At 72.6% G+C, this 26,757-nt stretch carries 19 protein-coding genes and 1 riboswitch; of the genes, 4 read left to right on the top strand and 15 right to left on the bottom strand.

What is annotated here, in order from left to right:
• Positions 1 to 244: 244 nt before the first annotated feature.
• The 4 genes from ACZ4MU_RS25345 to ACZ4MU_RS25330 all read right to left on the bottom strand — a co-directional run bounded on the left by ACZ4MU_RS25345 (position 245) and on the right by ACZ4MU_RS25330 (position 5,024).
• Positions 245 to 922 (bottom strand): GntR family transcriptional regulator, encoded by a 678-nt coding sequence (locus ACZ4MU_RS25345; RefSeq protein ID WP_467880758.1) that lies wholly within the window; start codon positions 920 to 922, stop codon positions 245 to 247.
• A 207-nt stretch (positions 923 to 1,129) separates the two neighbouring features.
• Positions 1,130 to 1,900 (bottom strand): M23 family metallopeptidase, encoded by a 771-nt coding sequence (locus ACZ4MU_RS25340; protein ID WP_467880755.1) that lies wholly within the window; start codon positions 1,898 to 1,900, stop codon positions 1,130 to 1,132.
• Between the two features lie 12 nt (positions 1,901 to 1,912).
• Positions 1,913 to 2,072: riboswitch (cyclic di-AMP (ydaO/yuaA leader) on the bottom strand.
• 214 nt (positions 2,073 to 2,286) lie between these two features.
• Positions 2,287 to 3,654 carry a M16 family metallopeptidase gene (locus ACZ4MU_RS25335; protein ID WP_467880964.1) on the bottom strand — a complete coding sequence of 456 codons (1,368 nt, stop codon included), beginning with the start codon at positions 3,652 to 3,654 and terminating at the stop codon, positions 2,287 to 2,289.
• 17 nt (positions 3,655 to 3,671) lie between these two features.
• The gene (locus tag ACZ4MU_RS25330; RefSeq protein ID WP_467880753.1) at positions 3,672 to 5,024 is read right to left on the bottom strand and encodes a M16 family metallopeptidase; all 1,353 of its coding nucleotides are present in this window, start codon (positions 5,022 to 5,024) and stop codon (positions 3,672 to 3,674) included.
• Between the two features lie 181 nt (positions 5,025 to 5,205).
• Between ACZ4MU_RS25330 and ACZ4MU_RS25325 the strand changes: the two genes are divergently transcribed.
• Complete coding sequence (locus ACZ4MU_RS25325) at positions 5,206 to 7,656, top strand: DNA gyrase/topoisomerase IV subunit A (protein ID WP_467880751.1); 2,451 nt, start codon at positions 5,206 to 5,208, stop codon at positions 7,654 to 7,656.
• Between the two features lie 53 nt (positions 7,657 to 7,709).
• Here the strand turns inward: ACZ4MU_RS25325 and ACZ4MU_RS25320 are convergent, their stop codons facing one another.
• A complete protein-coding gene (locus ACZ4MU_RS25320; RefSeq protein ID WP_467880748.1) occupies positions 7,710 to 8,906 on the bottom strand; it encodes a CobW family GTP-binding protein in 1,197 nt (398 codons plus the stop codon).
• Between the two features lie 586 nt (positions 8,907 to 9,492).
• Here ACZ4MU_RS25320 and ACZ4MU_RS25315 point away from each other — a divergent pair.
• Entirely contained in the window at positions 9,493 to 11,238 is a 1,746-nt protein-coding gene (locus tag ACZ4MU_RS25315) for an ATP-binding protein (protein ID WP_467880745.1), read from the top strand.
• Positions 11,235 to 11,912, top strand: coding sequence for a response regulator (locus tag ACZ4MU_RS25310; protein WP_467880742.1), 678 nt, complete (start codon positions 11,235 to 11,237; stop codon positions 11,910 to 11,912). The genes ACZ4MU_RS25315 and ACZ4MU_RS25310 overlap by 4 nt, the downstream gene beginning before the upstream one ends.
• Positions 11,913 to 12,037: 125 nt before the next feature.
• On the opposite strand, the gene ACZ4MU_RS25305 is transcribed toward ACZ4MU_RS25310, so the two are convergent.
• The 4 genes from ACZ4MU_RS25305 to ACZ4MU_RS25290 form a co-directional block, all read right to left on the bottom strand.
• Complete coding sequence (locus ACZ4MU_RS25305; RefSeq protein WP_467880739.1) at positions 12,038 to 13,672, bottom strand: solute symporter family protein; 1,635 nt, start codon at positions 13,670 to 13,672, stop codon at positions 12,038 to 12,040.
• Entirely contained in the window at positions 13,633 to 14,109 is a 477-nt protein-coding gene (locus ACZ4MU_RS25300; protein WP_467880736.1) for a DUF485 domain-containing protein, read from the bottom strand. The genes ACZ4MU_RS25305 and ACZ4MU_RS25300 overlap by 40 nt, the downstream gene beginning before the upstream one ends.
• A 76-nt stretch (positions 14,110 to 14,185) precedes the next feature.
• Positions 14,186 to 14,395: a LuxR C-terminal-related transcriptional regulator gene (locus ACZ4MU_RS25295; protein ID WP_467880733.1), complete on the bottom strand. Its 210-nt coding sequence runs from the start codon at positions 14,393 to 14,395 to the stop codon at positions 14,186 to 14,188.
• A 276-nt stretch (positions 14,396 to 14,671) separates the two neighbouring features.
• Entirely contained in the window at positions 14,672 to 16,792 is a 2,121-nt protein-coding gene (locus ACZ4MU_RS25290) for a DNA gyrase/topoisomerase IV subunit B (protein WP_467880730.1), read from the bottom strand.
• 434 nt (positions 16,793 to 17,226) lie between these two features.
• Here ACZ4MU_RS25290 and ACZ4MU_RS25285 point away from each other — a divergent pair, with 434 nt between their 5' ends.
• Positions 17,227 to 17,457 (top strand): DUF7455 domain-containing protein, encoded by a 231-nt coding sequence (locus tag ACZ4MU_RS25285; protein WP_067165114.1) that lies wholly within the window; start codon positions 17,227 to 17,229, stop codon positions 17,455 to 17,457.
• Positions 17,458 to 17,553: 96 nt separating this feature from the next.
• On the opposite strand, the gene ACZ4MU_RS25280 is transcribed toward ACZ4MU_RS25285, so the two are convergent.
• From ACZ4MU_RS25280 to ACZ4MU_RS25255, 6 genes are all read right to left on the bottom strand, one after another.
• Positions 17,554 to 18,384 carry a serine protease gene (locus ACZ4MU_RS25280; RefSeq protein ID WP_467880726.1) on the bottom strand — a complete coding sequence of 277 codons (831 nt, stop codon included), beginning with the start codon at positions 18,382 to 18,384 and terminating at the stop codon, positions 17,554 to 17,556.
• Positions 18,385 to 18,547: 163 nt separating this feature from the next.
• The gene (locus ACZ4MU_RS25275; RefSeq protein WP_467880723.1) at positions 18,548 to 20,092 is read right to left on the bottom strand and encodes an RNA polymerase sigma factor; all 1,545 of its coding nucleotides are present in this window, start codon (positions 20,090 to 20,092) and stop codon (positions 18,548 to 18,550) included.
• 347 nt (positions 20,093 to 20,439) lie between these two features.
• Positions 20,440 to 21,381: a FadR/GntR family transcriptional regulator gene (locus ACZ4MU_RS25270; RefSeq protein ID WP_467880720.1), complete on the bottom strand. Its 942-nt coding sequence runs from the start codon at positions 21,379 to 21,381 to the stop codon at positions 20,440 to 20,442.
• Between the two features lie 105 nt (positions 21,382 to 21,486).
• Positions 21,487 to 23,274 carry an ATP-binding cassette domain-containing protein gene (locus ACZ4MU_RS25265; protein ID WP_467880717.1) on the bottom strand — a complete coding sequence of 596 codons (1,788 nt, stop codon included), beginning with the start codon at positions 23,272 to 23,274 and terminating at the stop codon, positions 21,487 to 21,489.
• Between the two features lie 499 nt (positions 23,275 to 23,773).
• Entirely contained in the window at positions 23,774 to 24,544 is a 771-nt protein-coding gene (locus ACZ4MU_RS25260; protein WP_467880714.1) for an NUDIX hydrolase, read from the bottom strand.
• Positions 24,545 to 24,752: 208 nt separating this feature from the next.
• Entirely contained in the window at positions 24,753 to 26,756 is a 2,004-nt protein-coding gene (locus ACZ4MU_RS25255) for a glycogen debranching N-terminal domain-containing protein (RefSeq protein WP_467880711.1), read from the bottom strand.
• Position 26,757: the final 1 nt, after the last annotated feature.

The following is a 26,757-nucleotide window of genomic DNA, read 5'->3' as shown; positions in this document are numbered from 1 at the left end:
GACTGCGGCCGGCCGGGAACCGGCGCCGCGCCGCCGTCCCGGCGCACCGCGTGTCACCGCACTTCGCGATCGGAGCCGCGGACCCGAATTCCGGGTCTGCGGCTCCTTTCCTTTTCCCATAGGTACTGCTCCGGCTTATGCGCCCGGTAACGCGGACCGGCCGACCCCGCCCGTGCATTCCGCGCCACTTTCGGGCAGCACGAATCCGCCCCGCCGAATCACCCCTTTGTATACGGCGAACCTGTTAAGCACGGGCGCTCGCGGTGTTTACGGCATGTTGCGGGATCCTCACGTCCGCCGGGCGCCGCAGCCGATAGGCGGAAAACGCGCGCTCGGCGTGGCGGGCGGCCAGCATCCTGGCCCGCTCGGCGTCGCCGCGGGCCAGCGCGTCCACCAGCGCCCCGTGCTCCGCCCAGTACTCGGCGGGCAGCGCGGGCTGCTCCGCCACGTACATCCACGCGATCTTGTGCCGCAGCTGGGTGAGCAGCGCGATGAGGCCGGGGCTGCCGGAGGCCTGGGCGAGCGTCTCGTGAAACCAGACGCCCAGGGAGCGCAGATCCTCGCCCTGGGCCCGCCGCACGCGGTCCTGGCCGAGCCTGACCAGGCCGCGCAGCACCTTGAGATGGGCCTCGGTGCGCCGGGCGGCGGCCCGCGACGCGGCCAGCGGCTCCAGCAGGGCGCACAGTTCGAGCAGGTCGGCGGCCTCCTGCTCGGTCGGCTCGGCGACACACGCCCCGGCGTGCCGGCGCGTGGTGACGAACCCCTCGGACTCCAGGGTGCGCAGCGCCTCGCGGACGGGCACGCGGGAGACGCCGTACCGCCGGGCTAGCACTTCCTCGGTGAGCCGGCTGCCGCGTGCGAAGAGCCCCGAGACGATGTCGTCGCGGATTGCCGTGCATACCGATTGCGCGGGAATGCGCATGACCGAACCTCCGCCTTAATCCCCGCGAAACGCGGTCGATCGACGCCTGTTCGGCGACTCTATTCCAGCGTCTGTTAATTCCCGGTGACGTGCCGTATGCCAGGCATATCTTTTGGCCATGGACGGGCGCGCGCGCCGGACGGCACGCCGAAGCCCCCGGCGCGATGCGCTCCGGGGGCTTGCGGTCGGGATGCGGGGACGGCCGGGTCAGACGTTGACGCCGTGCGAGCGCAGATACGCGATCGGGTCGATGTCCGAGCCGTACGCCGGGCCCGTGCGGGCCTCGAAGTGGAGGTGCGGGCCGGTGGTGTTGCCGGTGTTGCCGGAGAGGGCGATCTGCTGGCCCGGCTCGACGCGCTGGCCGACGTACACCCCGATGGACGAGAGGTGGCCGTACTGCGTGTACGTGCCGTCGTTCATCCGGATCACGATGTTGTTGCCGTAGGCGCCGCCCCAGCCCGCCTCGACGACGGTGCCCAGACCGACCGCGTGCACCGGGGTGCCCTCGCCCGCGTGGAAGTCGATGCCGGTGTGGCTGCCGGAGGACCAGATCGAGCCGCCGCTCTTGTAGCCGGTGGAGACGTAACCGCCGTCGATCGGGGCGACGAAGGAGTTGAGGCGCTTGCGCTCGGCCTCGCGGGCGGCGCGCTCCCTGGCCTCGCGCTCCTCCTTGGCCTTCGCCTCGGCCTTGCGCTTCGCCTCGGCGGCGGCGCGGGCCTTGTCGGCGGCGTGCTTCTGGGCGGCGGCCTGGGCGTCGATCCGGTCGGCGAGCGAGTCACCGATCACGATGGCCTGGGTGATGCCGGTGTCCTCGACCGAGGCGGCGGCGGACGCCGAGCTGTCGGCGGCCATGGCCGGGGAGGCGAGGGTGCCCACGACGCCGGCGGTGGCGAGGGTGGCGATGCCCGCTATGTTCGCGCTCTTGCGCGACACGGCGCTGGGCCGGCGGTGCTTCCCGGTGGCACGGGTGAACGCCATGGAGAGGCGGTTCCTTTCCTTCCATCTCGCCTACCGGGTTAGCTGACGGGTTCGGAGCTGGAAGGTCTCCTACGGGCCCCTCCGCGGGCGGAGGCTTCCGATTCACCCCAGGGACTGAGTGGGTCCCCGGCTCCCCTGGCTCGCGCCATTGGGGACTCGGCGATCGCTGTCCGGTGCCGCGGCTGCGACGGGTGGTGACGGACAGCCGGACTGACGCTAGACGGCTGATCTTTCAATCACCAAACAGACACGTCTTTTTGTTGCGCACGCCACATGACAGACAGGCAACCTCCCTAACAAAACGGGCATAAAGGCGGACCCCGGCGGCCACTCGGCCACCGGGGTCCCCATCCGGCCCGTCCGCCCGCCTTCGGCGGACGGCCCAATCAGCCCGCCACGACGGTGACTTCACCGATGCCGAGCGCCTTGACGGGCTCCGCGATCTGTGCCGCGTCCCCGACGAGGACCGTCACCAGACGGTCCACCGGGAAGGCGCTGACGACCGCCGCCGTGGCCTCCACGGTGCCGGTGTCGGCCAGGCGCGCGTACAACCGCGCCTGGAAGTCGTCCGGGAGGTGCTGCTCGACCTGGTCGGCCAGTGTCCCGGCGACGGCGGCGGCCGTCTCGTACTTCAGCGGGGCCACGCCCACCAGGTTCTGCACGGCCGTCTCGCGCTCGGCGTCCGTCAGCCCCTCGGCGGCGAGCTTGCGCAGCACCGTCCACAGGTCGTCCAGGGCCGGGCCGGTGTTGGGCGTGTCCACCGAGCCGCTGATGGCGAGCATGGCGGCGCCGGTGCCCTCGGGGCCGGAGCGCAGCACCTGGCCGTAGGAGCGCACTCCGTAGGTGTAGCCCTTCTCCTCGCGCAGGACGCGGTCCAGACGGGAGGTGAGGGTGCCGCCCAGGCAGTACGTCCCCAGCACCTGGGCGGGCCAGACGCGGTCGTGGCGGTCCGGGCCGATCCGGCCGATCAGGAGCTGGGTCTGGACGGCGCCGGGCCGGTCCACGATGACCACGCGGCCGGTGTCGTCGGCGGTGACCGGGGGCATCGGGCGTTCCTGGGCCGGGGTGCCCGTCCAGGCGCCCAGGGTGTCCGCCAGGACCGCGTCCAGGTCGGTGGCGCCCAGGTCGCCCACGACCACGGCGGTGGCCGCGGCGGGGCGGACGTACGCCTCGTAGAAGGCCCGTACCGCCGCCGCGTCGATCCGCGCCACGCTCTCCTCGGTCCCCTGGCGCGGGCGCGACATGCGCGCGCCGGCCGGGAAGAGCTCCTTGGAGAGCTGCTGGGCGGCGCGGCGCGCGGGGTTGGCCAGCTCGTGCGGGATCTCGTCGAGGCGGTTGCGCACCAGGCGGTCGACCTCGGCGTCGGCGAACGCGGGGGCCCGCAGCGCCTCGGCGAGCAGCCCGAGCGCCTTGGGGAGCCGGGAGACCGGCACCTCCAGGGAGACCCGGACGCCCGGGTGGTCCGCGTGCGCGTCCAGGGTGGCGCCGCAGCGCTCCAGGTCGGCGGCGAACTCCTCGGCGGAGCGCTTGTCGGTGCCCTCGGAGAACGCGCGCGCCATGATGGTGGCGACGCCGTCCAGACCGGCCGGCTCGGCGTCCAGCGGGGCGGCCAGGAAGATCTCGACGGCCACGACCTGCTGGCCGGGGCGGTCGCAGCGCAGCACGGTCAGCCCGTTGGGCAGGGTGGAGCGGTCGGGGGCGGGGAAGGCCCAGGGACGCGCGGTGCCGGCGGTCGGCTGGGGGTGGAACTGCATGGTCACGCCGGTCTCGCTCACTGCTCTGCTCCCTCTGCGTCGGCGTCGGCCGCCTCGTCTGCCTCTGCGGTGGTCGGCTCGTAGACCAGCACCGCCCTGTTGTCCGGGCGCAGGGTGGCCCGGGCCACGTCCCGCACCTCCTCGGCGGTGATGTCGAGGACCCGGTCGACGGCGGTCAGCGCGAGCTGGGGATCGCCGAACAGCACCGCGTACCGGCAGAGTTCGTCGGCGCGGCCCGCGACCGTGCCGAGCCGGTCCAGCCACTCGCGCTCCAGCTGGGCCTGGGCGCGCTCCATCTCCTCGGCCGTGGGGCCCTCTTCGGCGAACCGGGCGAGCTCCTCGTCGACGGCCGACTCGATGTCGGGGACGTCGACGCCGCCGGACGTCTTCACGTCCAGCCAGCCGAGCGAGGGGGCGCCGGCCAGGCGCAGCAGGCCGAATCCGGCCGCCACCGCGCTCTGGTCGCGGCGCACCAGGCGGTTGTGGAGGCGGGAGGACTCGCCGCCGCCGAGGACCGTGAGCGCCAGGTCCGCCGCGTCGCACTCACGGGTGCCGTCGTGCGGCAGCCGGTATGCGGCCATCAGGGCGCGCGCGGGCACGTCCTCGTGGACGACCTCGCGCAGCTGCTCGCCGATCACGCCGGGCAGCGTGCCGTCGCGCGGCGGCTGCTTGCCGTCGTGGGAGGGGATGGAGCCGAAGTACTTCTCGATCCAGGCGAGCGTCTGGGCGGGGTCGATGTCGCCGACCACCGAGAGGACCGCGTTGTTGGGCGCGTAGTACGTACGGAAGAAGGCGCGCGCGTCCTCCAGGGTCGCCGCGTCCAGGTCGGCCATGGAGCCGATCGGCGTGTGGTGGTACGGGTGGCCCTCCGGGTAGGCCAGCGCGGTGAGCTTCTCGAACGCCGTGCCGTAGGGCACGTTGTCGTACCGCTGGCGGCGCTCGTTCTTGACGACGTCGCGCTGGTTCTCCATGGACTCCTCGTCCAGGGCGGAGAGCAGCGAGCCCATGCGGTCGGCCTCCAGCCAGAGCGCGAGCTCCAGCTGGTGGGTGGGCATGGTCTCGAAGTAGTTGGTGCGCTCGAAGCTGGTGGTGCCGTTGAGCGAGCCGCCGGCACCCTGGACCAGTTCGAAATGGCCGTTGCCGTGGACCTGGTGCGAGCCCTGGAACATCAGGTGCTCGAAGAGGTGAGCCAGGCCGGTGCGGCCCTTGACCTCGTGGCGGGAGCCCACGTCGTACCAGAGGCAGACCGCGGCGACCGGGGTCAGGTGGTCCTCGGAGAGCACCACGCGCAGGCCGTTGGCCAGCCGGTGCTCGGTCGCTGTCAGGCCGCCGGAGCCGGCCTGGGCGGTGGCCGTGTGACCCATGGGCATGTACGTCCCTTCGATCGCGGTGAAGAAGTCCTGCCACTGTATGCAAGCGCACCGACACCTGGCGAAGTTCCCGGGTCGCGGTCGGCGTTGTCAGTGGGACGGTCCACAATGGTCGGCGTCAGCAGCAGACCTTGTTGGTGGTCGCTAAGAAGAACACGTTGGTGAAGGAGCCGCAGCCGCGATGGCCCGCCGCAGCACGAAGACCCCGCCGCCGGACGATTTCGAGGAGAAGATCCTCGACATCGACGTCGTGGACGAAATGCAGGGCTCCTTTCTCGAGTACGCCTACTCGGTGATCTACTCGCGGGCCCTGCCGGACGCCCGCGACGGCATGAAGCCGGTCCACCGCCGCATCGTCTACCAGATGAACGAGATGGGCCTGCGCCCCGAGCGCGGCTATGTGAAGTGCGCGCGCGTGGTCGGCGAGGTCATGGGCAAGCTCCACCCCCACGGCGACGCGTCGATCTACGACGCGCTGGTGCGGATGGCGCAGCCCTTCTCCATGCGCCTGCCGCTCGTCGACGGCCACGGCAACTTCGGCTCGCTCGGCAACGACGACCCGCCGGCCGCGATGCGGTACACCGAGTGCAAGATGGCCGACGCCACCCAGCTGATGACCGAGTCGATCGACGAGGACACCGTCGACTTCTCGCCGAACTACGACGGCCAGGAGCAGGAGCCGGTCGCCCTGCCCGCCGCCTTCCCGAACCTGCTGGTCAACGGCGCGACCGGGATCGCGGTCGGCATGGCGACCAATATGCCCCCGCACAACCTGGGCGAGGTCATCGCCGCCGCCCGCCATCTGATCCGCCACCCCAACGCGGACCTGGAAGCGCTGATGCGCTTCGTCCCCGGCCCCGATCTGCCGACCGGCGGGCGGATCGTGGGCCTGTCCGGCATCAAGGACGCGTACGAGTCGGGCCGCGGCACCTTCAAGATCCGCGCCAAGGTGGCCGTGGAGAACGTGACGGCGCGCCGCAAGGGCCTGGTCGTCACGGAACTGCCGTTCACGGTCGGCCCCGAGAAGGTGATCTCCAAGATCAAGGACCTGGTCGGCTCCAAGAAGCTCCAGGGCATCGCCGACGTCAAGGACCTCACCGACCGCTCGCACGGTCTGCGCCTGGTCATCGAGATCAAGAACGGCTTCGTCCCGGAGGCCGTCCTGGAGCAGCTCTACAAGCTGACGCCGATGGAGGAGTCCTTCGGCATCAACAACGTGGCGCTGGTGGACGGCCAGCCGCTCACCATGGGCCTCAAGGAGCTCCTGGAGGTCTACCTCGACCACCGCTTCGAGGTGGTGCGCCGGCGCAGCGAGTTCCGCCGCACCAAGCGCCGTGACCGGCTGCACCTCGTGGAGGGCCTGCTCGTCGCGCTCCTCGACATCGACGAGGTCATCCGTCTCATCCGGTCGAGTGACAACTCGGCGCAGGCCAAGCAGCGCCTGATCGAGCACTTCTCGCTCAGCGAGATCCAGACGCAGTACATCCTCGACACCCCGCTGCGCCGCCTCACCAAGTTCGACCGCATCGAGCTGGAGAGCGAGCGCGACCGGCTCACCGGCGAGATCGACGAGCTGACCGGCATCCTGGAGTCCGACAGCGAGCTGCGCAAGCTGGTCTCGTCCGAACTGGCCGCGGTGGCCAAGAAGTTCGGCACCGAGCGGCGTACGGTGCTGCTGGAGTCGGCGGGTGCGCCGGTCGCGGCCGTGCCCCTCGAGGTCGCGGACGACCCGTGCCGGGTGCTGCTCTCCTCGACGGGCCTGCTGGCGCGCACGGCGAACGCGGAACCGCTCACGGAGGCCGAGCGCCGCACCAAGCACGACGTGATCGTCTCCGCGGTCCCGGCGACCCAGCGCGGTGACATCGGCGCGGTCACCTCGGCCGGGCGGCTGCTGCGGCTCGCCGTGATCGACCTGCCGCAGCTGCCGGACACGGCCGCCGCGCCCAACCTCTCGGGCGGCGCCCCGGTCTCGGAGTTCCTCTCGCTGGAGGCGGACGAGACGCTGGTGTGCCTGACGACGCTGGACGAGTCCTCGCCGGGCCTGGCGATCGGCACCGAGCAGGGCGTGGTCAAGCGGGTGGTGCCCGACTATCCGGCCAACAAGGACGAGCTGGAGGTCATCTCCCTCAAGGACGGCGACCGGATCGTCGGCGCGGTCGAGCTGCGCACCGGCGAGGAAGACCTGGTCTTCATCACCGACGACGCGCAACTGCTGCGCTACCAGGCCTCCCAGGTGCGCCCGCAGGGCCGCCCGGCGGGCGGTATGGCGGGCATCAAGGTCGCCGACGGGGCCAAGGTGATCTCGTTCACCGCGGTCGACCCGGCGAAGGACGCGGTGGTGTTCACGGTGGCGGGCTCGCGCGGCACGCTGCTCGGGGACTCGGCGGCGACGGTCAAGCTGACGCCGTTCGACCAGTATCCGCGCAAGGGCCGGGCCACCGGCGGAGTGCGCTGCCAGCGGTTCCTGAAGGGCGAGGACATGCTGGTCCTGGCCTGGGCGGGCGCGGCCCCGGCGAAGGCGGCGCAGGCCAACGGCACCCCGGTGGAGCTTCCTGAGCCCGACCCGCGCCGCGACGGCTCGGGCACACCGCTGGGCCACACGGTGTCGGTGCTGGCGGGTCCCCCGCTGTAGCGGGCGCGGACGGGCGGGGCGCGGCGAAGGGGCCGGCGGACCGAGGGCGGGGCCTACTCCTCGCCCGGGACCCCGCCGGCCCCTTCGGCGATGTCCGCCTCGTGGGCGCCCTCCGCGTCGAAGGCCGCGTCCTCCTCCTCGGGGGCCGCCGCGTCCGCCACCTCGGCCTCCTGCGCCCCGTCCCCCTGGACGTAGCGCAGGACGCCCCACATGGCGGCCTCGTCCGGGACGTCCCGAGGCCGCTCCGCCACGGCCGCGTCCAGGCAGGTGCGCAGGGCCCCGGTGTCGATGCGTGAGCCGATGAGGACGAGCTGGGTCAGCCGCTCCTCGCCGGGCGGCCAGGGCTCGGGGTAGAAGCGCAGGAACCGGCCCACGGCGTGAACGCCGTACCGGTTGACTGGGTCGGCCTGGCCGAAGTCGACGAACCCCTTGATGCGGTAGAGGCCCTCGGGGCGGCTGTCGAGGAAGGCCATCAGTCGGCGCGGGTCCATGGGGACGGCCGAGGTGAAGGCGACGGACTCGTACGCCGTGTGCAGATGGGCCGCGTGGGCGCACCCGGGGCCGCACGCCTGCCCGTGCTCTTCCCCGGGCGCCTCCTCCTCGTCCAGCAGATCCTCGAAGGCGAGCTGGCCGACCCGTTCGGTGCTGGGCCTGCGGTCGAAGAACAGCTCGGGGTCGACCCGCCCGTACACGGACTCGACCACCGGCGCGCCCCCGTCGAGGGACGCCCGCAGCCGGTCCAGCTCCGCCCTCGGTGCCCGGTCGGTCTTGTTGAGCACCACCAGGTCCGCGACCGCGAGATGGCGGTCGATCTCGGGATGGCGGGCCCGGGTCGCGACGTACTCGGCCGCGTCGACGACCTCGACCAGGCCGCCGTAGACGACCCGTGGGTTCTCGCTGGCCAGCACCATCCGCACCAGTTCCTGCGGCTCCGCCAGCCCGCTCGCCTCGATGACGAGCACGTCGAGCCGGGCGGCGGGCCGGGTCAGCTTCTCCAGGTACACGTCCAGCTCGCTCGCGTCGACGGCGCAGCACAGACAGCCGTTGCCGAGCGAGAGCGTCGAGTCGCCCAGTTGTCCGGCCACCGTCATCGCGTCGATCTCGATGGATCCGAAGTCGTTGACGATCGCCCCGATCCGGGTGCCCCTGCCCGCCCGCAGCAGATGGTTGAGCAGGGTGGTCTTGCCCGAGCCGAGGAAGCCCGCGAGGACCACGACGGGGATCTGCTGGGTCGGACCGGTCGGACTCACGAGGGGGCCTTTCTGGGCGGCGCGTACGGGTGGGGGGGCGGGGTGTTCCCCGGGACGAGGGGAGAAGCCCCCGGGGCCCGCTCCAGGATATGGGCGCCCCGGGCCCGGGCGGCCGGGCGCCCCGCGCACACCCGAGCGGCTCCCGCGCCCGGCCCGAACGCGCGTGACCGCCGCCCCGGCCGCGCGTCGCCGGAGGGGGAGGCGGGCAGATCGAGTGCCGCCGCGACCGGCGGCGCACCCACCCCCGGGAGGTCCCGTGACAGCCACGACAGCCCCGTACACCTGGCTCCGCCCCCCCGCCAAGACCGCCCTCTGGACGGCCGCCACGCTCGCCGGAACCGGCCCGGTGAGCGCCGCGGCCGTCCTGGTGAGCGGCTGGCTCGTGGACACCGTCCAGCGGCGCGAGGGCGGCCTCGACCGCGCCCAGCCGTCCATGGCTCCCACCGCGCGAACCAGCCGCTCCCCGCCCCTTCCCCGCGTACCGGAGCGCTCGGGTCTTGCAGCGAAACGACGGCCGTCACCCACGGATGCCCACGGACCGAACAGATTTCGGAATGCGTCGATCCGCCGTCTACCGTGCATAGGCATGAGTGCCGTCCCCACGATGCCCCCACCCGGACGGCGGCGGTTCGGCCGGCCCCAGCGCGTCTTCTCCCAGGTGCTCCTGATGCAGCTGGCCATCGCCGCCGGTGTCACCGTGCTCGCGACCGGCCTGTTCCTCGCCCCGCTCAGCCACCAGCTCGACGACCAGGCGATGCGCCGGGCCCTCGCCATCGCCCAGACCACGGCCGCCCAGCCGCGGCTCGCGGCCGACCTCGTCGCGTCCGGGCCCGTGGCCGACGGTCCCGTGCAGCGCGAGGCCGAACGGATCCGCCGGGCCACCGGCGCCGAGTACGTGGTGGTCATGGACCGGCGCGGGGTGCGATGGTCGCACCCGGACGGCCGCCAGCTCGGCAAGGTCGTCTCCACCGACCCCAGCGACGCGCTGGCGGGTGAGGACGTCATGGAGATCGACAGCGGCACGCTGGGCCGCGCCGCGCGCGGCAAGGTGCCGCTGCGGGACGCGGGCGGCGCCGTCGTGGGGGCGGTGTCGGTGGGGATCGAGTACGACAGCGTGCGCGCCCGGCTCCTCGCCGCGATACCCGAGCTGCTCGCCTACGCGGGCGGCGCCCTCGCGGCCGGGGCGCTCGCCGCGTACCTGATCTCCCGCCGGATCCAGAAGCAGACCCGTGACCTGGCCTTCTCCGACATCTCGGCGTTGCTGGCGGAGCGTGAGGCCATGCTCCACTCGATCCGCGAGGGTGTCGTGGCCCTCGACCGGAGCGGCCGCGTCCGGCTGCTCAACGACGAGGCCCAGCGGCTGCTCGGCGTCGGCCCCGAGGCCGCGGGCCGCCCGCTGGACGAGGTGCTGGGCGCCGGGCGGACCAGCGATGTGCTCACCGGGCGCGTCTCGGGCACCGACCTGCTGACCGTACGCGGCCACCGCGTCCTGGTCGCCAACCGGATGCCGACCGACGACGGCGGCGCCGTCGCCACCCTGCGCGACCGCACCGAGCTGGAACGTCTGGGGCGCGAGCTGGACTCCACCCACGGCCTCATCGACGCGCTGCGCGCCCAGGACCATGAGCACGCCAACCGCCTGCACACCCTGCTGGGTCTGCTGGAGCTGGAGATGTACCCGGAGGCGGTCGAGTTCGTCACCGAGGTCGTCGGCGTGCACCGGACCACCGCCGAGCAGGTGACCGAGAAGGTCCGTGACCCGCTGCTCGCGGCGATGCTGGTCGGCAAGGCCACCGTGGCGGCCGAGCGCGCGGTCGCCCTGCGCATCACGCCGGACAGCCTCCTCCCGGACCGCCTCGTCGATCCGCACGGGCTCGTCACCGTCGTCGGGAACCTCGTGGACAACGCCCTGGACGCGGCCGCCGGCACTCCGGACGCCTCGGTCGGTGTCACCCTGCGCGCCGAGGGACGTACGGCCGTACTGCGGGTCGTCGACAGCGGCCCCGGCGTTCCCGACGGGCAACGCGAGCAGATCTTCACCGAGGGCTGGTCCACCAAGGAGCTGCCCGCCCACGGCAAGCGGGGCCTCGGGCTCGCCCTGGTCCGCCGGTTCGCCGAGCGGCAGGGCGGCCACGCGCGCGTGGCGCCGGCGCCCGGCGGCGGGGCGGAGTTCACGGTCGTCCTGCCGGAGGCGCTGAGCGAGGCGCTGAAGGAGACGGTGGGCGGGGCGGTGGGTGAGGCGGTGGGCGGTGCCGTATCGGGTGAGGACCTGGCCAGAACCGCACCGGCCGAAGATCCGCACGGGACCTTCCCGCATGAGGAGGCGCGATGATCGACGTTCTCGTGGTGGACGACGACCGGCGGGTCGCCGACATCAATGCCGCGTACACCGCGAAAGTTCCCGGTTTCCGGGTGGTGGCGAAGGCGCATGCGGCCGCGGAGGCGCTCGCGCTCATCGCCGCGCGCCCCGTCGATCTGGTCCTGCTCGACCACTATCTGCCGGACGGGAACGGTCTCGCCGTCGTACGCGAGCTGCGCCGCCTCGGCCACCACACCGACGTGATCATGGTGACGGCCGCCCGTGACGTGGCCACCGTCCAGGCGGCGATGCGCCAGGGGGCGCTCCAGTACCTCGTCAAACCGTTCACCTTCGCGGGGCTGCGCACCAAACTGGAGGCATACGCCGCGCTGCGCCGCACCCTGGACGGCGGCGGGGAGGCGGAACAGGCCCAGGTGGACCGGATCTTCGGCGCCCTCTCGGTCCCCTCCGAGCCCGACCTGCCCAAGGGACACTCCCCCACCACGGCCGAGTTGCTGCGCCAGGTGCTGCTGGCCGCCGAGGGCCCGCTCTCGGCGCAGCAGATCGCCGAGCGGACGGGGGTGAGCCGGCAGACCGCCCAGCGCTATCTGAAGCTCCTGGAGCGGACGGGCCGGGTACGGCTCGGTCTGCGCTACGGCGAGACCGGCCGCCCCGAGCACCGCTATACCTGGGCGACCGGCCGCTGACCCGCGTGCCCCGGCCCTTCACCACCCGGTTCACGGACGCGGTGGTACCGGTCCGCCTGGGCGCTGTCGCTTGCCGAGGGGGCGGCCCGGCACCCGCCCTCGGGCGGATCGATCCTGCCCAGTCGCTACACCGCGCCCGCCCCCGTGAGCGACCGCACCTCCGTCTCCGCGTGGCGCGCGGCGTCCGGTGGTTCGGCCGAGGTGACGGTGCCCATCCAGCCGGCGAGGAAGCCCAGGGGGATGGAGACCAGGCCCGGGTTCTCCAGCGGGAAGAACTGGAAGTCCACCCCGGGGAACAGCGCCTGCGGGCCGCCGGAGACGACCGGCGAGAGCACCACGAGGACCAGTGCGGGGATCAGCCCGCCGTAGACCGCCCAGATGGCGCCCCGGGTGGTGAAGTTCCGCCAGAACAGCGAGTAGAGCAGCACCGGCAGATTGGCCGAGGCGGCGACCGCGAAGGCGAGCCCGACCAGGAACGCCACATTCATGTCCCGGGCCAGCAGCCCCAGGCCGATGGCGACCGCCCCGATCCCGGCCGCGGCGATCCGGGCCACCGTCACCTCGCTGTGCTGCCGGGCGTGGCGCCGCCGCAGCGAGGCGTACAGATCGTGGGCGACGGAGGCGGAGGAGGCCAGTGTGATCCCGGCGACGACCGCCAGGATGGTGGCGAAGGCGACCGCGGCCACGACCGCGAAGAGAACCGTTCCGCCTGTGGAGCCCGCGCCACCGCCCAGATTGAGCGCGAGCAGCGGTACGGCCGTGTTCCCCGCCGCGTTCGCGGACTTCACCTCGGCGGAGCCCACCACGGCGGCCGCCCCGAAGCCCAGCACGATGGTCATCAGATAGAAGCCGCCGATGAGGCCGATCGCCCAGACGACCGAGCGGCGCGCGGCCCGCGCGGTCGGCACCGTGTAGAAGCGGGAGAGGATGTGCGGCAGCCCCGCCGTACCGAGCACCAGGGCCAGGCCCAGGCTGATGAAGTCGAGCCGCGCGGTCCAGCCGCCGCCGTATCTGAGCCCGGGGGCGAGGAACTCCTTTCCGTGCCCGCTCCGCTCGGCCGCCGTGTTGAGCAGCAGGTTGATGTTCCCGTGGAAGCGCATCAGCACCAGGACCGTCAGTGTGACCGCACCCGCCATCAAAAGGACGGCCTTCACGATCTGGATCCAGGTGGTCGCCCGCATCCCGCCGAGCGACACATAGATCACCATCAACGCGCCCACGCCGATGACGGTCCACGCCCGGGCCGCGCCGCTGGAGCCGCCGAGCAGCAGCGCCACCAGACTGCCCGCGCCGACCATCTGCGCCACCAGATAGAGAACGGACACGGTGACCGAGGAGGTTCCCGCCGCGATCCGGACCGGGCGCTCGCTCATCCGGGCGGCGATCACGTCGGCCAGGGTGAACCGCCCGCAGTTGCGCACCAGCTCCGCCACCAGCAGCAGCACCACCAGCCAGGCCACCAGGAAGCCGACGGAGTAGAGCATCCCGTCGTACCCGAAGAGCGCGATGAGCCCGGAGATGCCCAGGAACGATGCGGCCGACATGTAGTCGCCCGCGATGGCGAAACCGTTCTCCATGGGGGAGAAGAGGCGCCCGCCCGCGTAGAACTCCTCGGCCGAGCCGTGCCGGTCGCGGCTCACCCAGGTGGTGATCGCCAGCGTGGCCGCCACGAACGCGCTGAACAGCAGCAGCGCCAGCGCCTGATAGTCCCTGCCGACGCTCACCTGGCCACCCCCCGTGTCATCTCCTGGGTGTCCCATCGCAGTTCGAGCGCGGCCCGGTCCCGGCGCAGCCGCGCATGCCGGGCGTACGCCCAGGTCAGCAGGAAGGTGGAGAGGAACTGGCCGAGCCCCGCGACCATGGCGACATTGACCGCCCCCGCGACCTGACGCGCCATCAGCTCGGGCGCCGTGGTGGCGGCGACGACGTACGCGATGTACCAGACGAGGAACGCCAGCGCGGCCGGGACCACGAACCTGCGGTAGCGGGCGCGCACCTCCTGGAAGGCGGCGCTGCGCTGCACCTCCAGATAGATGTCCGCCGCGGTGTACCCGGGCACCGGCTCGGGCGCCCGCTGCGGCGGCGGGGCCAACGCGGGCACCGTGCCGTCCAGTTCGCCCCAGCCCGAGGCGAGCGCGTCGTACCAGGGGTCGTCGATCCGTGCCGCCGCCGGGTCGTGCCGTTCCCGTTTCTCCACCGAACAACACTCCTTAGTCCACGGCCCTGTTCGGCCGCGTGCCCAAGGATGGGCAGAGGGGACGCCCCCGCACTCTTCAACGCCCCCTCTTCACCCCATTAGGTGATGGCCGGGCCCGGTGGACGGGTGGGGCCGTGCCGATAGGCATACCGCACGGCCTGGGGCCGGTCCTGGCGCCCGTCTTGGCGAAGAGGTCGTCGATGTGGGTCTTCACCGTCGCCGTGGAGATGTGCGGCGCGCGGGAGATTTCCGGGTCGGACAGGCCCTCCGCGACCGGGCCGAACACCTCCCCTGGATCGGCCGTCCCCACCCACGGGTGGACCCACCCCCGGACAGCTCACGGCCGCAGGGCTCAGTGCCGCCCCGGCCAACCCGCCACCGCGAGGCTCAGGCCCCCCGGACAGCCCCCGCCGCGAAGCGCGGGGCCGCCCCCGGACATCCCGCCGCCCCAGGCGGGGAGAAACGGCACACCACCGGGCATCCCGGCGCGGCCGGAACCACGGGCATGGCCGGGCCCCCGCCGCGGTCGCGGCACGGAACCCGGCCGTGGCCGTGCGTGTCCCTACGCGTCGATGCGCGACCGGTCCAGCGTCGCCGCCGAGCTGGTGATGAACTCCTTGCGGGGCGCCACCTCGTTGCCCATCAGCAGGTCGAAGACCTGCTCGGAGGCCTCCAGGTCGCCGATGTTGATCCGGCGCAGGGTGCGGAAGCGCGGGTCCATCGTGGTCTCCGCCAGCTGGTCCGCGTCCATCTCGCCGAGGCCCTTGTAGCGCTGGATGGAGTCCTTGTAGCGGACGCCCTTGCGCTGGAACTCCAGCAGGGTCTGGCGCAGCTCGTTGTCCGAGTACGTGTACACGTACTTGTCCTGGCCCTTCTTGGGCTGGACCAGCTCGATCCGGTGCAGCGGCGGGACGGCGGCGAAGACCCGGCCCGCCTCGACCATCGGGCGCATATAGCGCTGGAAGAGGGTCAGCAGCAGGATGCGGATGTGGGCGCCGTCGACATCGGCGTCGACGAGCAGCACGATCTTGCCGTACCGCGCCGCGTCGATGTCGAAGGTGCGGCCCGAGCCCGCTCCTATGACCTGGATGATCGCGCCGCACTCGGCGTTCTTGAGCATGTCCGAGACGGACGCCTTCTGCACGTTGAGGATCTTGCCCCGGATCGGCAGCAGCGCCTGGAACTCCGAGTTCCGGGCGAGCTTGGCGGTGCCGAGCGCGGAGTCCCCCTCGACGATGAAGAGTTCGCTGCGCTCCACGTCGTCGCTGCGGCAGTCGGCCAGCTTGGCCGGCAGCGAGGAGGACTCCAGAGCCGTCTTCCGCCGCTGCGCCTCCTTGTGCTGGCGGGCCGCGATCCTGGTCCGGGCCGCCGCGACGATCTTGTCGAGCACCGCCCGGGCCTGCGCCTTGGCGTCGCGCTTGGTGGAGGTCAGGAACGCCTTGAGCTCCTTGGCGACCACGTTGGCGACGATCCGGTTGGCCGCCGAGGTGCCGAGCACCTCCTTGGTCTGGCCCTCGAACTGGGGTTCGGCGAGCCGGACGGTGACCACCGCCGTGAGGCCCTCCAGGGCGTCGTCCTTGACGACGTCGTCCTCGGCGACGCGCAGCAGCTTCGCGGAGCGCAGCACCTCGTTGACGGTCTTGGTGACCGAGCGCTCGAAGCCGGCCACGTGGGTGCCGCCCTTGGGGGTGGCGATGATGTTCACGAACGACTTCAGGTTCGTCTCGTATCCCGTGCCCCAGCGCAGCGCGATGTCCACGCCGAGCTCACGGGTGACCTCGGTGGGGGTCATGTGGCCGCGCTCGTCCAGGACCGGAACGGTCTCCTTGAAGCTGCCCTGGCCGGTGAGGCGCAACACGTCGCAGACGCCCTTGTCCTGCGCCAGGTACTCGCAGAACTCGCTGATCCCGCCGTCGAAGCGGAACGTCTCTTCCTTCTTGCCCTCGCCGTCGATCCCGCGCTCGTCGCGCACGACAATGGTCAGGCCGGGGACCAGGAAGGCCGTCTGGCGCGCCCGCTGGTGGAGCGTGTCCAGGGAGAGCTTGGCGTCCTTGAGGAAGATCTGGCGGTCCGCCCAGTAGCGGATGCGGGTGCCGGTGCGGGTCTTGGGCACGCGCTTGCCCTTGAGCAGCCCGCTCGACGGGTCGAAGGGGGCGTCGGGGCCCTGCTCGGTGAACATGCCGGGCGTGCCGCGCCGGAAGCTGATCGAGTGCGTCGCGCTGTTGCGGTCGACCTCGACGTCGAGGCGGGCCGAAAGCGCGTTCACCACGGAGGCGCCCACGCCGTGCAGACCGCCGGAGGCGGCGTAGGAGCCGCCGCCGAACTTGCCGCCGGCGTGCAGCTTGGTCATGACGACCTCGACGCCCGACAGACCGGTCTTGGGCTCGATGTCGACCGGGATGCCCCGGCCGTTGTCCCGCACCTCGACCGAGCCGTCGTCGTGCAGGATCACCTCGATGAAGTCGCAGAACCCGCCCAGGGCCTCGTCGACGGAGTTGTCGATGATCTCCCAGAGGCAGTGCATCAGGCCGCGGCTGTCGGTCGAGCCGATGTACATACCCGGGCGCTTGCGGACCGCTTCGAGGCCTTCAAGGACGAGCAGGTGCCGCGCGGTGTAGTTGGAGCCGTCCCGGTCGGCGCCGGAGAGCAGCGCGGTGGACGGAACGGACGTCTCGGCGGTCACGCAGTTCGCTCCTCGCTGAATTTCAATTCGCCCCCTGGTGGGTAGGGGGCCGGCGTCGGTCGCCGGTCAGAGGGTACCGAGGCCTGGTAGAGCCGTTGTCACGCCACCCTCGGCAGATTCTCATGCTAGTCCAGTGTCGTATGCATGTTCGATCCCCCGTGGGGGTGATACAGATGTCACGTTCCCATCCGCGCATGAACCATTTAGGCTCCGGGCACGTCCTCATGAACAACCGGCAACCCCGCCGGGAGGACCGACCGAGACAAGCAACGCGAAACCGTAGAGCACCGCAATACGGCTCATTCGCCGCCAACCGGCAGCAGACAGCCACCTCGACCAAGAAATTTCGAGGAAAAGGCACGAGCGGGAACGTTTTCGGCCTGGTTGGATGTTGACCCTGGTACGACAGCTCGTCGAGCTAGAGAAGAGGCGACGTGACTACTGTTCTGACCCCCGCGAGCCCCCTGACGGCCGCTGACCGTTGCGACCGCTGCGGCGCACAGGCATACCTGCGTGTCCTTCTGACCAGCGGCGGCGAACTGCTCTTCTGTGCTCACCACGGACGCAAGTTCGAGCCGGAACTGAAGAAGATCGCCGCTGAGATACAGGACGAGACGGACCGCCTCACGGCGGTGCCCGAATCCGCAGGCGAAGAGGATCGCTGAACCTCGCACTGACGACGAGCCAGGGGCCGGTCCAGGACCGGCGACGGGCGGCCGCCCCCGTGTGGGGCGGCCGCCCGTTCTCTTGCTCGCGCGCCGCTACAGGGGCGCCGCGTTCCGTGACGGTCCGACGAAGGCGGAGATCCGGGTGTACACCCCGGGGCTCTCGGCCTCCCCGCAGCCGCTCCCCCAGGACACCAGGCCCACCAGCCGCCCCATGGCCACCAGTGGGCCCCCGCTGTCGCCCTGGCAGGCGTCGTGGCCGCCCTTGGGGTCCCCCGCGCAGAGCATGGTGGCCTTCAGATACGCGTCCCCGGAGTTCCCCGGGTAGGCGCGCTCACAGGACTGGTCCGACAGCACCCACACGCGCGTGGAGCGCAGGGACGCGGCGTAGGTGCCCCGCCCGGTGGTGTCCCCCCAGCCGTAGACCGCCGCCGGGGTGTCCGGGGCGTACGCGGGATCGCCCGGCCCCGCGAGCCCGATGACGTAGGACTCGGGCAGCGCGCTCGCCAGGGTGAGCATCGCGATGTCACCCGCGTTGCTGACCGAGTTGTACCCCGGGTTGACCCAGGTGTCCCGTACGCCGACCTCCTGGCCGCTGGTGCCGCGCAGCTCGGAGCGGCCCGCGATCACCTTCAGATCGCGCATCCCGTTGGTGCCGAGCACCTCCTTGCTCAGGCAGTGCGCGGCCGTGATCACCTTGGTGGGCGCGACCACCGCTCCCCCGCAGAACTGACCCGCGCGCTTTGAGCCGAACCGGGCACGGCTGGAGAGCGCGACGACGTACGGGCTGTCCTGCACGGAGGCGGGCGTGCCCCCGATGACCACGCTGTCGGCGGCGGCCGGCAGGGGCGTGGCCAGCGGTACGGCGGTGGCGGCGGCCGTGAGGGCCAGCGCCCCGCGCAGCGCTCGGACGGTGGGGCGTCGCATACGGTCTCCTGACTCCGGGTGACACGGGCACACCCAGAGTCAACGAGGCATTGACGCCTCGCACCCGCTCAGACACGCGTGGACACACACGAGGGCCCGGCTCCCTCACGGAAACCGGGCCCTCGGTCACCTCCGGTCCGTACGACAGGCGTACGAACGCGACCTAGTCGAGGTAGTCGCGCAGGACCTGCGAACGCGACGGGTGGCGCAGCTTCGACATGGTCTTCGACTCGATCTGGCGGATGCGCTCACGCGTCACTCCGTAGACCTTGCCGATCTCGTCCAGGGTCTTCGGCTGGCCGTCGGTGAGGCCGAAGCGCATGGAGACCACGCCCGCCTCGCGCTCCGACAGGGTGTCCAGGACCGAGTGCAGCTGCTCCTGCAGAAGCGTGAAGCTGACCGCGTCGGCCGGGACGACGGCCTCGGAGTCCTCGATGAGGTCACCGAACTCGCTGTCGCCGTCCTCACCCAGGGGGGTGTGCAGCGAGATCGGCTCGCGGCCGTACTTCTGGACCTCGATGACCTTCTCCGGGGTCATGTCGAGTTCCTTGGCCAGCTCCTCCGGGGTGGGCTCGCGGCCCAGGTCCTGGAGCATCTGGCGCTGCACGCGCGCGAGCTTGTTGATGACCTCGACCATGTGCACCGGGATACGGATGGTGCGGGCCTGGTCGGCCATCGCGCGGGTGATCGCCTGACGGATCCACCAGGTGGCGTACGTGGAGAACTTGTAGCCCTTGGTGTAGTCGAACTTCTCGACCGCGCGGATCAGACCGAGGTTGCCCTCCTGGATGAGGTCCAGGAAGAGCATGCCGCGGCCCGTGTAGCGCTTGGCCAGCGAGACCACGAGGCGGAGGTTGGCCTCCAGCAGGTGATTCTTGGCGCGGCGGCCGTCCTCGGCGATGATCTCCAGCTCGCGCTTGAGCTTGGGGGCGAGCTTGTCGGCGGCCGACAGCTTGTCCTCGGCGAACAGGCCGGCCTCGATGCGCTTGGCGAGCTCGACCTCCTGCTCGGCGTTGAGCAGCGGGACCTTGCCGATCTGCTTCAGGTAGTCCTTGACCGGGTCGGCGGTGGCGCCGGCGACGGCGACCTGCTGGGCGGGAGCGTCGTCCTCGTCGTCGTCGGAGAGGACGAAGCCCTTGTTCTCGCCCTCGGCCTCCTCCTCGTCACCCTTGCCGGGCGCGACGTCCTCGAGCAGCTCCTCGCCCTCGACGACCTCTTCGTCGCCCTTCTTGCCGGCCGTCTTCTTCGCGGCCGTCTTCTTGGCCACGGCCTTCTTGGCGACGGTCTTCTTCGCGGCCGTCTTCTTGGCGGCGGCCTTCTTGGGCGCCTCGGCGTCGTCCGCCGACGCGTCCACGGCCGGGGCCGCCGGGGCCGCGGTGGCCGCGACCGTCTTGGTCACCGTCGTCTTGGCCGCGACGGTCTTGGTGGCGGTGCGCTTCGCCGGGCTCTTCGCTGCGACGCTCTTCCGGGTGCGCTTGGGAGATTCCGCGGCACTGACCATCAGCGTCACACCCTCTTCCTCGAGGATCTGGTTGAGGCTGCGCAGAACATTCTTCCACTGGGTTGGCGGAATCTGGTCGGCTTCGAAGGCCCGACGCACGTCATCGCCGGCGATCTGCCCATCAGCCTTTCCCCGCTCGATGAGCGCCATCACAGACTCTGACTCGGCGATCTCCGGCGGGAGCGTACGGGATGTGCTGGCCGACACGAACAACCTCTCGGAACGATGGAAAACGGCTTCCGGCCCCGCCCATGATCGGGCCGGAGCCGACGACCGTCGACTGGGGATTGTGCCGACGGCGCGGGCTGAACCTCGGAGCTGCACAGCGCCGCGAGCGGCAGCTGTATTCCTTCCTCGGCTGTTACCTCTTAGGTCATCGCACGGTTCCGAGGAGTGTTACGCCCAATCTACGTGGCCCGAGTCACACCCCATATTCGACATAAACGGCCACTCGGGGCAATGTGCCCACAATCGCGTCGCCGGACCCCCTGAGGTCCGGCGACGCGTGCTTCCTCCGGGCGGGGCACCGAGCCTCACCCGGCCGTGCTCCGCCCTCAGTGCTCGCGCGGCGCGGGGACGACGCGCTCGACCTCGGGGTGGACGGTGAGCAGCTGCCGCATGGCGGTCTCGGCGGCCGTCCCGTCGGCGCCCGCCAGCGCGTCCACGATCCGGGCGTGGTGGGTGAGGGCCGCCTCCGAGTGGCGGTCACAGCCGGTGACCGGTCCGCCGGAGACCTGGAGGGCGGCGCCGACGATGCCGGAGAGATGCTCCAGCATGCGGTTGCCCGCGGCCTGGATCAGCAGGGAGTGGAACTCCGCGTCGGCCCGCGAGAAGGTGATCACGTCACCCTGGGTGAGGGAGTGGCCCATGATCTCGACCATGTCGCCGAGGCGCTGCTGGAGGTCCTCGCGGCCGTGCCCCGCCGCGAGCCGGGCAGCCAGCGGCTCGATCGTCCAGCGCAGCTCGCTGAGCTCGCGCCGCTGGTCGTCGCGCTGCGGCCCGAACGCCCGCCACTCGATGATGTCGGGGTCCAGCAGGTTCCAGTCGCTGACCGGGCGGACCCGGGTGCCGACGTTGGGGCGCGCGCTGACCAGGCCCTTGGCCTCCAGTACGCGCAGCGACTCGCGGACGACGGTCCGGGAGACCTCGAAACGCTGGCCGATCTCCTCGGGGACCAGCGGGCGGTCGGCGCCGAGATCGCCGGAGACGATCATCTGGCCGAGCTGCTGGACGAGTTGGCCGTGCAGCCCTCTCCCGCGGCTGCCCGCCGCGCGGCGGCTCACCCGGCCGAGGTCCGCGTCGGCCCCGTCCCAGGCGGGGAGGGAGACGCGGTCGGCGCCGCGCGCCTCCGCGTAGGGGTAGCGGTCGAGTTCGCCCGGTCCTGCGAGGCCGTTTTCGGCGGTGCGGGCGGTGGTCATCATGGTGTGCGCAAGGGTACTCACGCATCCTTTGTCGGCCGGACTTCCATGGCCCTTGAGGTCTTTGGTGAAAAGCACACGAAAGGGTGATCTCCGCACCCCTCGCAATTGACGCTTTATCGGAAAGAAGCGGTCATTCTCGGGGAGTTGTGACTCTCCGCACATGCCGGGGCCCGGCCAAGGTCACCAACGGGCCCTCCCGCGAAGGCCGGTGACCACGTAGGCGCAGAGCAGCACGGAGAGCGACAGTGCGAGGGCCGCGCCCTGCGGACGGGCGAGCAGGTGCAGCGCGGCGGCCAGTCCGTCGTCCAGCAGATGCGGCCAGCGCAGCCAGGCCACCTCCCGCAGCCGGGCCGGGAGTCCGGCCACCGAACGTGCCTGCGGGGCCGCCAGCGCCTTCTGTACGAGGGGTACGACGGCGACCGGCACCGCCAGGACGGCGGCGAGCCCGGCCGCGGTGGCGCGGAAGATGCCGGCCGCGAGCAGTCCGGCCCAGGCGCAGCCGACGGTCAGGCCCGCCCAACTCGCCGCCAGCGAGGGCCAGTCGGGCGGAATCCGCACCACGTCACGGCCGTAGACCAGACGCAGCGCCTGGGCATCGAGGGCGACGGTGAGGACGGCCAGCAGGAGGGCGGCCGTGGCCGAGACGGCGAGTTTGGCGAGGAGCAGCCCGAGTCGGCGCGGGACGGTGCCGCGGTCGGCGGCGAGCGCGGGATAGCGGTACTCCTCGCCGAAGGCGAGCGCCCCGAGGATCCCGGCGGCGAGCGCCGAGGGCGGCAGCGGCAACAACACCGGCCAGGCGGCCACCAGGTGCGGCAGCGGGGTGTGCCCGGTGCGCCCGAGTACGACGGCGAGCGCCACGGAGGCGAGGAGGGCGGCTCCGACGAGCACATACGTGGTGCGGACCCCGAGGAGGCGCCTCAGTTCGTAGCGCAGGGGGCGGAGCGGGGTACGGGGCAGGGCGGGAGTGATCGGGGGGCGCGGGCGGGGGGCCAGTGCGCCGGCCGGGGCCGCAGGGGGTCCGTCCGGGGCGGTGACGGCTGCGGGGGTCAGGGCCGGGGCCGTGGCCGTGGCCGGGCGGGGGGTGGCGGCCGTCGGGCCGGTGTCGGCGACTTCGTCCGTGAGGCGGTGGACGAGGACGCCGTGACGGAACGCCGTTTCGCCGACCTCGGCGCAGCTGGCGCCGTAGACGGAGAGGTGGCTGCCGTCCTCCTCGACCACCTCGACCGAGCGGCGTGCGGTGCGGGCCTCACGGCTGACCAGGGAGCCCAGGCGGGCCGCGTGCGGGGTGGCGACGGCCACCCGGGGGCGCAGCCGGGTGCGCGAGAACTCCGTCACGTCCTGGTCCGCCAAGAGGCGGCCCCCGTCGACGGTGACCACCCGGTCGGCCACCCGGGCCGCCTCCTTGGGGTCGGCGAAGGTGCACAGGACCGTGCCGCCCTGCTGTGCGTGGCCGCGCAGCAGCCCGTACAGCCAGCTGTTCTCGCGCGGCGAGAGGCCCTCGGCGGGCTCGTCGAGGACCAGGGTGTGCGGGTCGCCGAGGAGGGCGGCGGCCAGGCCGAGCCTGCGGTCCATGCCGAGGGAGAGGGTGGCGAGCCGCTGGTCGCCCAGGCCGTCGAGGCCGACGACGTGGAGCATCTCCTCGGCTCGGCCCGCCGGGACCCCGGCGACCGCGCACATGAGGCGGAGCTGGCCCCGGACCGTACGCGCGGGATGGCCCGGCACGTCGCCGAGCAGGGTGCCGACCTCGCGGGCGGGGTGGGCCACCCTGTGGAGCGGGCGGCCCCGGAAGTAGGTGACGCCCCGGCCCGGTTCGAGCTCCAGCATCAGGCGCAGGGCCATGGTCTTGCCGGAGCCGGGGGCGCCGAGCAGGGCGGTGATCAGGCCCGGCCGGGCCTCGAAGGACAGGTCGTCCACCTCGGGCGGACGGTCGCGACGGGGGGTGCTGGTGAGTCCGATGGCCTGGAGCATCGCTTCTCTCCCGGGGGTGAGACCGCTCGACGGCACGGCGGGAGGGACGGGTACCGGAGTAACATAACGCGACATTTCGGACTTTTTGTGCAGGCTGGGCGTGCGCGCGCCTGCGGCTGGTGGGGGGCGGGGTTCAGTGCGGGGTTCAGTGCGGGTCCGGTACGCCCGGCGGGGCGCGGCGGGGGCTGTGCGGCCTGGCCTGGCCTCACGCTCAATGGCCTGGTCCGGCCTCACGCCCTATGGCCTCGTTTGGCTTCGCAGGGCCTGGGCGCGGCTGGGCCGGTCCCGTCTGGGCGCGGCTGAGGTGAGGGGGCGGCCTTGCCTTGCCTGGGCGCGGCCGAGCTGAGCCGGGTCGGCCTTGCCCGGGCGCGACTGGGCTGCGGCTGGACTGCCGCTGGGCCAGCGGAAGCGCTGGTTCTCGCCTGGGATACCGCTGGGCTGGGGGTGGCGCTGGGCGAAGCTCGCGGACCTCTGCCGCCGGGGCCCGATCGGGTCCCGGTCAGACCTCCGGACGGAGCATCGGGGGGTTCAGCAGGGTCGCGCCGCCCGCGCGGAAGAGCTGGGCGGGCCGGCCGCCCTGGCGGGTCGTGGTGCCACCGGCGGGGACCAGGAACCCCGGGGTCCCCGTCACCTTGCGGTGGAAGTTACGGGGGTCGAGCGCGACCCCCCACACCGCCTCGTACACCCGCCGCAGCTCCCCCACGGTGAACTCGGCCGGGCAGAACGCCGTGGCCAGCGACGAGTACTCGATCTTGGAGCGGGCCCGCTCCACGCCGTCCGCGAGGATCTGGGCGTGGTCGAAGGCGAGCGGGGCGGGCTGCTCGTCCTCGCGGCCGAAGCCGCCGTCCTGGCTCAGCAGGTCCTCCACGGGCGCCCAGCGCGCACTGTGGGCGTCGCCGCCCGCACGGGGGGCCGGCAGATCGGGAGCGAGCGCCAGGTGCGCCACGCTGACGACCCGCATCCGGGGGTCGCGCCGGGGGTCGCCGTACGTGGCGAGCTGCTCCAGGTGGGCGCCGTTGCCCTGGGCCGGGGCGGTGGCCGCCGGGTCCTGGGCGCAGAGACCGGTCTCCTCGGCCAGTTCGCGGGCCGCCGCAGCCGACAGGTCCTCGTCGCCCCGGACGAACCCGCCCGGCAGCGCCCAGCGCCCCTGGAACGGCGGCTCCCCGCGACGGACGACCAGCGCGCACAGGGCGTGGCGGCGCACGGTGAGCACGACCAGGTCGACGGTCACGGCGAAGGGCGGGAAGGCCGACGGGTCGTAGGGAGACATGGGGCGATCATAGTCGTCTCCCTGACGATAAACACGCCCCCCGGCACGGTCGGTCGTACCTTCTTCCCCAGCCGCCCCATGGGCTTCCATCGGGGCGGTCGGGTCACGGCTCTTCACGCATCGGGCCCCGCTCCCTCGGCACCCTCCGCCCGCGCCACGGCACCGGGCGCGGCTCCCCGCCCGGTCCCGGATTCACCCAGCAATCCGTTCAGCCCCCCAACTGGAGCCGGTCGGCGGCCTGCTCGACCATGCCGACGCCGAGCCTGCTGACCCGTACGGCGAACGGCTCCCCCGCCACGCTCAGCCCCGACAGCCGCACCGCGCCGAGCGGCGCCGAGCGGACGGGACAGACGGCGACCGTGCCCGCCGGGGCATCCGGGCGGATGCCCGCGAGCGTGGTGAGCAGCTGGACCGCCGAGGCGGCGGCGACGGCGGCCGGGCGGCACGCGGCCGGGTGCGGCACCGGAGCGCTGTCGGCGGTGCGCTGCTCACCCGCGAACATCTCGGGCAGCCGGTAGCCGAACGCCTCGGCCGCGTCCAGGAGTCCGCGCAGCAGGGCGCTCGCCTCCTTCTCGTACCCGGCGGCCGCGAGGCCCGCCACGGCGACGGCCGTGTCGTACACCCGTACCGCGCCCGCGCGGTGACCGAACGGGTTGTGGCCCGGCTCCTTGGTGCCCAGGCCGCGCAGGCCCCAGCCGGAGTCCATGGCCGGGCCGCCCAGGAGCCGGGCGAGCTGTTCCGTCTGCACCTTGTCGAGCAGCCCGGGGGCGAGGCGTCCCGCGCCGAGCAGGCCGGTGTCCAGGAGGTGCGCGGCGCCCGCGCCGAGAGGCGGCAGCCGACGGCCGTCGGCGGTGCGGGCGGCGGCGGGGCGCCCGCCCGCCAGGTCCTCGATCCAGAACTCCTCCCGGAAGCGCTCGCGCAGCCCCGCCGCCCAGGCGGCACACTCCTCGGCTCCGGGTCTGCCGCACTCGCGCAGCAGTTCGGCGCCCAGGACGGCGGCGCGGTGGGCGTGGGCCTGGGTCTCGGTCCGCGCCAGGCCCGCCGCCGGGCCCGGCTCACCCAGATACCCGTCGTCACCGGTGCACGCGAGCAGCCAGCGCAGACACCGCTCGGCCGTCGGCAGCAGCTCGGCCACCTCGGCCTCGGCCAGCCCCCAGCGCCGGGCCTCCGCCAGCACCACGGGGAACGCGAGGGTGGCCTCCACGCCCGTGCAGCTGGGCGGCAGATGCGGCCCCGCGTCCCGCAGCGGCCCCGGGAGGCGGCCGGACTCCCGCGCGCCTCCCTCCAGTTGGGTACGGGAAACGGCCCGCAGGGTCGCCGCCGCCAGCCGGGTGGAGAGCGGCAGGGCCATCCGGGCGGCCCACAGCGCCTCGGCCGGGGCCGGGCCGGTGCGCCAGGGGACGCCCGCCGCCACGTGCACGTCCAACGGGTGCGCCGGGTCCCGTACGAGCAGGGCCCGCAGGTCGTCCAGGCCGCTGCGGAGCAGTGGGCCGACCCGGGGATCGTCGCCCTCCGCCTCGGCCTGCGGCAGCGAGAGCGTCGCGGCCTGGCCGGGCGGCCGGGCGGGGCGGTCTGTGCGGTCGGTGCGGATGTGCAGTTCGATCGTGAACGAACCGCCCGGGGGCAGCTCCACGTCCCAGCGCAGCACGCCCGCCGAAGCGAGCGCGTCGGCCGGTGAGGGGTGGGCGCTCACTACCGCGTGCGCCCCGGGAGCCGTCCAGCGCATGCCCGAGTCGTGGACGCTGCCCGGCAGTTCGGGTCCGCCCCGGCCCGCCGCGACCGCGCCCAGTTCGGCCAGGTCGGTCCCGAGCGCGATCTCCACGGGGAGCCGCAGGGGGCGGGGTGAGGAGCTGCGCAGGGTGATCCGCTCGCTGCCCTCGGCCCGGCGCACCCGCTCGATGGTGATCTCGGGGTCGGGGCCGCTGTCGGCCGGGGTGCGCACCACCGCGAAGAAGCGGGCGCGGTCGGCCGATATCGGCCTGCCCTGGAGGGCGATCGGCTCCCGCCCGGCCACCTTCAGCTGACAGCGCGCGAGCAGGCGGCGTCCGTGGCGGTAGAAGCCCTCCAGCCCGTGCCCGGTGAGCTGGCCCTGCTCGGCCGAGACGACGAGGCCGGGAAGAGCGACGGAGATCAGGGCGGTGTGGAGCGGGGGGAGCCCGGCGAACCCGGGGCCGGGGGGCGGTCCGGGGGGCCGGGGGGCGGGGGCGGACACG

Source organism: Streptomyces sp. NPDC026377, assembly GCF_055567715.1.
Note: the sequence above shows the minus strand (reverse complement) of the source record. Positions and strands in the feature narration are given on the sequence as shown.

What these genes read in the sequence shown, in the direction of transcription:
- ACZ4MU_RS25345 (WP_467880758.1), bottom strand. Translation starts at nt 922, where the DNA reads ATGCGCATTCCCGCGCAATCGGTATGCACGGCAATCCGCGACGACATC.
- ACZ4MU_RS25340 (WP_467880755.1), bottom strand. Translation starts at nt 1,900, where the DNA reads ATGGCGTTCACCCGTGCCACCGGGAAGCACCGCCGGCCCAGCGCCGTG.
- ACZ4MU_RS25335 (WP_467880964.1), bottom strand. Translation starts at nt 3,654, where the DNA reads ATGCAGTTCCACCCCCAGCCGACCGCCGGCACCGCGCGTCCCTGGGCC.
- ACZ4MU_RS25330 (WP_467880753.1), bottom strand. Translation starts at nt 5,024, where the DNA reads ATGCCCATGGGTCACACGGCCACCGCCCAGGCCGGCTCCGGCGGCCTG.
- ACZ4MU_RS25325 (WP_467880751.1), top strand. Translation starts at nt 5,206, where the DNA reads ATGGCCCGCCGCAGCACGAAGACCCCGCCGCCGGACGATTTCGAGGAG.
- ACZ4MU_RS25315 (WP_467880745.1), top strand. Translation starts at nt 9,493, where the DNA reads ATGAGTGCCGTCCCCACGATGCCCCCACCCGGACGGCGGCGGTTCGGC.
- ACZ4MU_RS25310 (WP_467880742.1), top strand. Translation starts at nt 11,235, where the DNA reads ATGATCGACGTTCTCGTGGTGGACGACGACCGGCGGGTCGCCGACATC.
- ACZ4MU_RS25305 (WP_467880739.1), bottom strand. Translation starts at nt 13,672, where the DNA reads ATGGGACACCCAGGAGATGACACGGGGGGTGGCCAGGTGAGCGTCGGC.
- ACZ4MU_RS25280 (WP_467880726.1), bottom strand. Translation starts at nt 18,384, where the DNA reads ATGCGACGCCCCACCGTCCGAGCGCTGCGCGGGGCGCTGGCCCTCACG.
- ACZ4MU_RS25265 (WP_467880717.1), bottom strand. Translation starts at nt 23,274, where the DNA reads ATGCTCCAGGCCATCGGACTCACCAGCACCCCCCGTCGCGACCGTCCG.
- ACZ4MU_RS25260 (WP_467880714.1), bottom strand. Translation starts at nt 24,544, where the DNA reads ATGTCTCCCTACGACCCGTCGGCCTTCCCGCCCTTCGCCGTGACCGTC.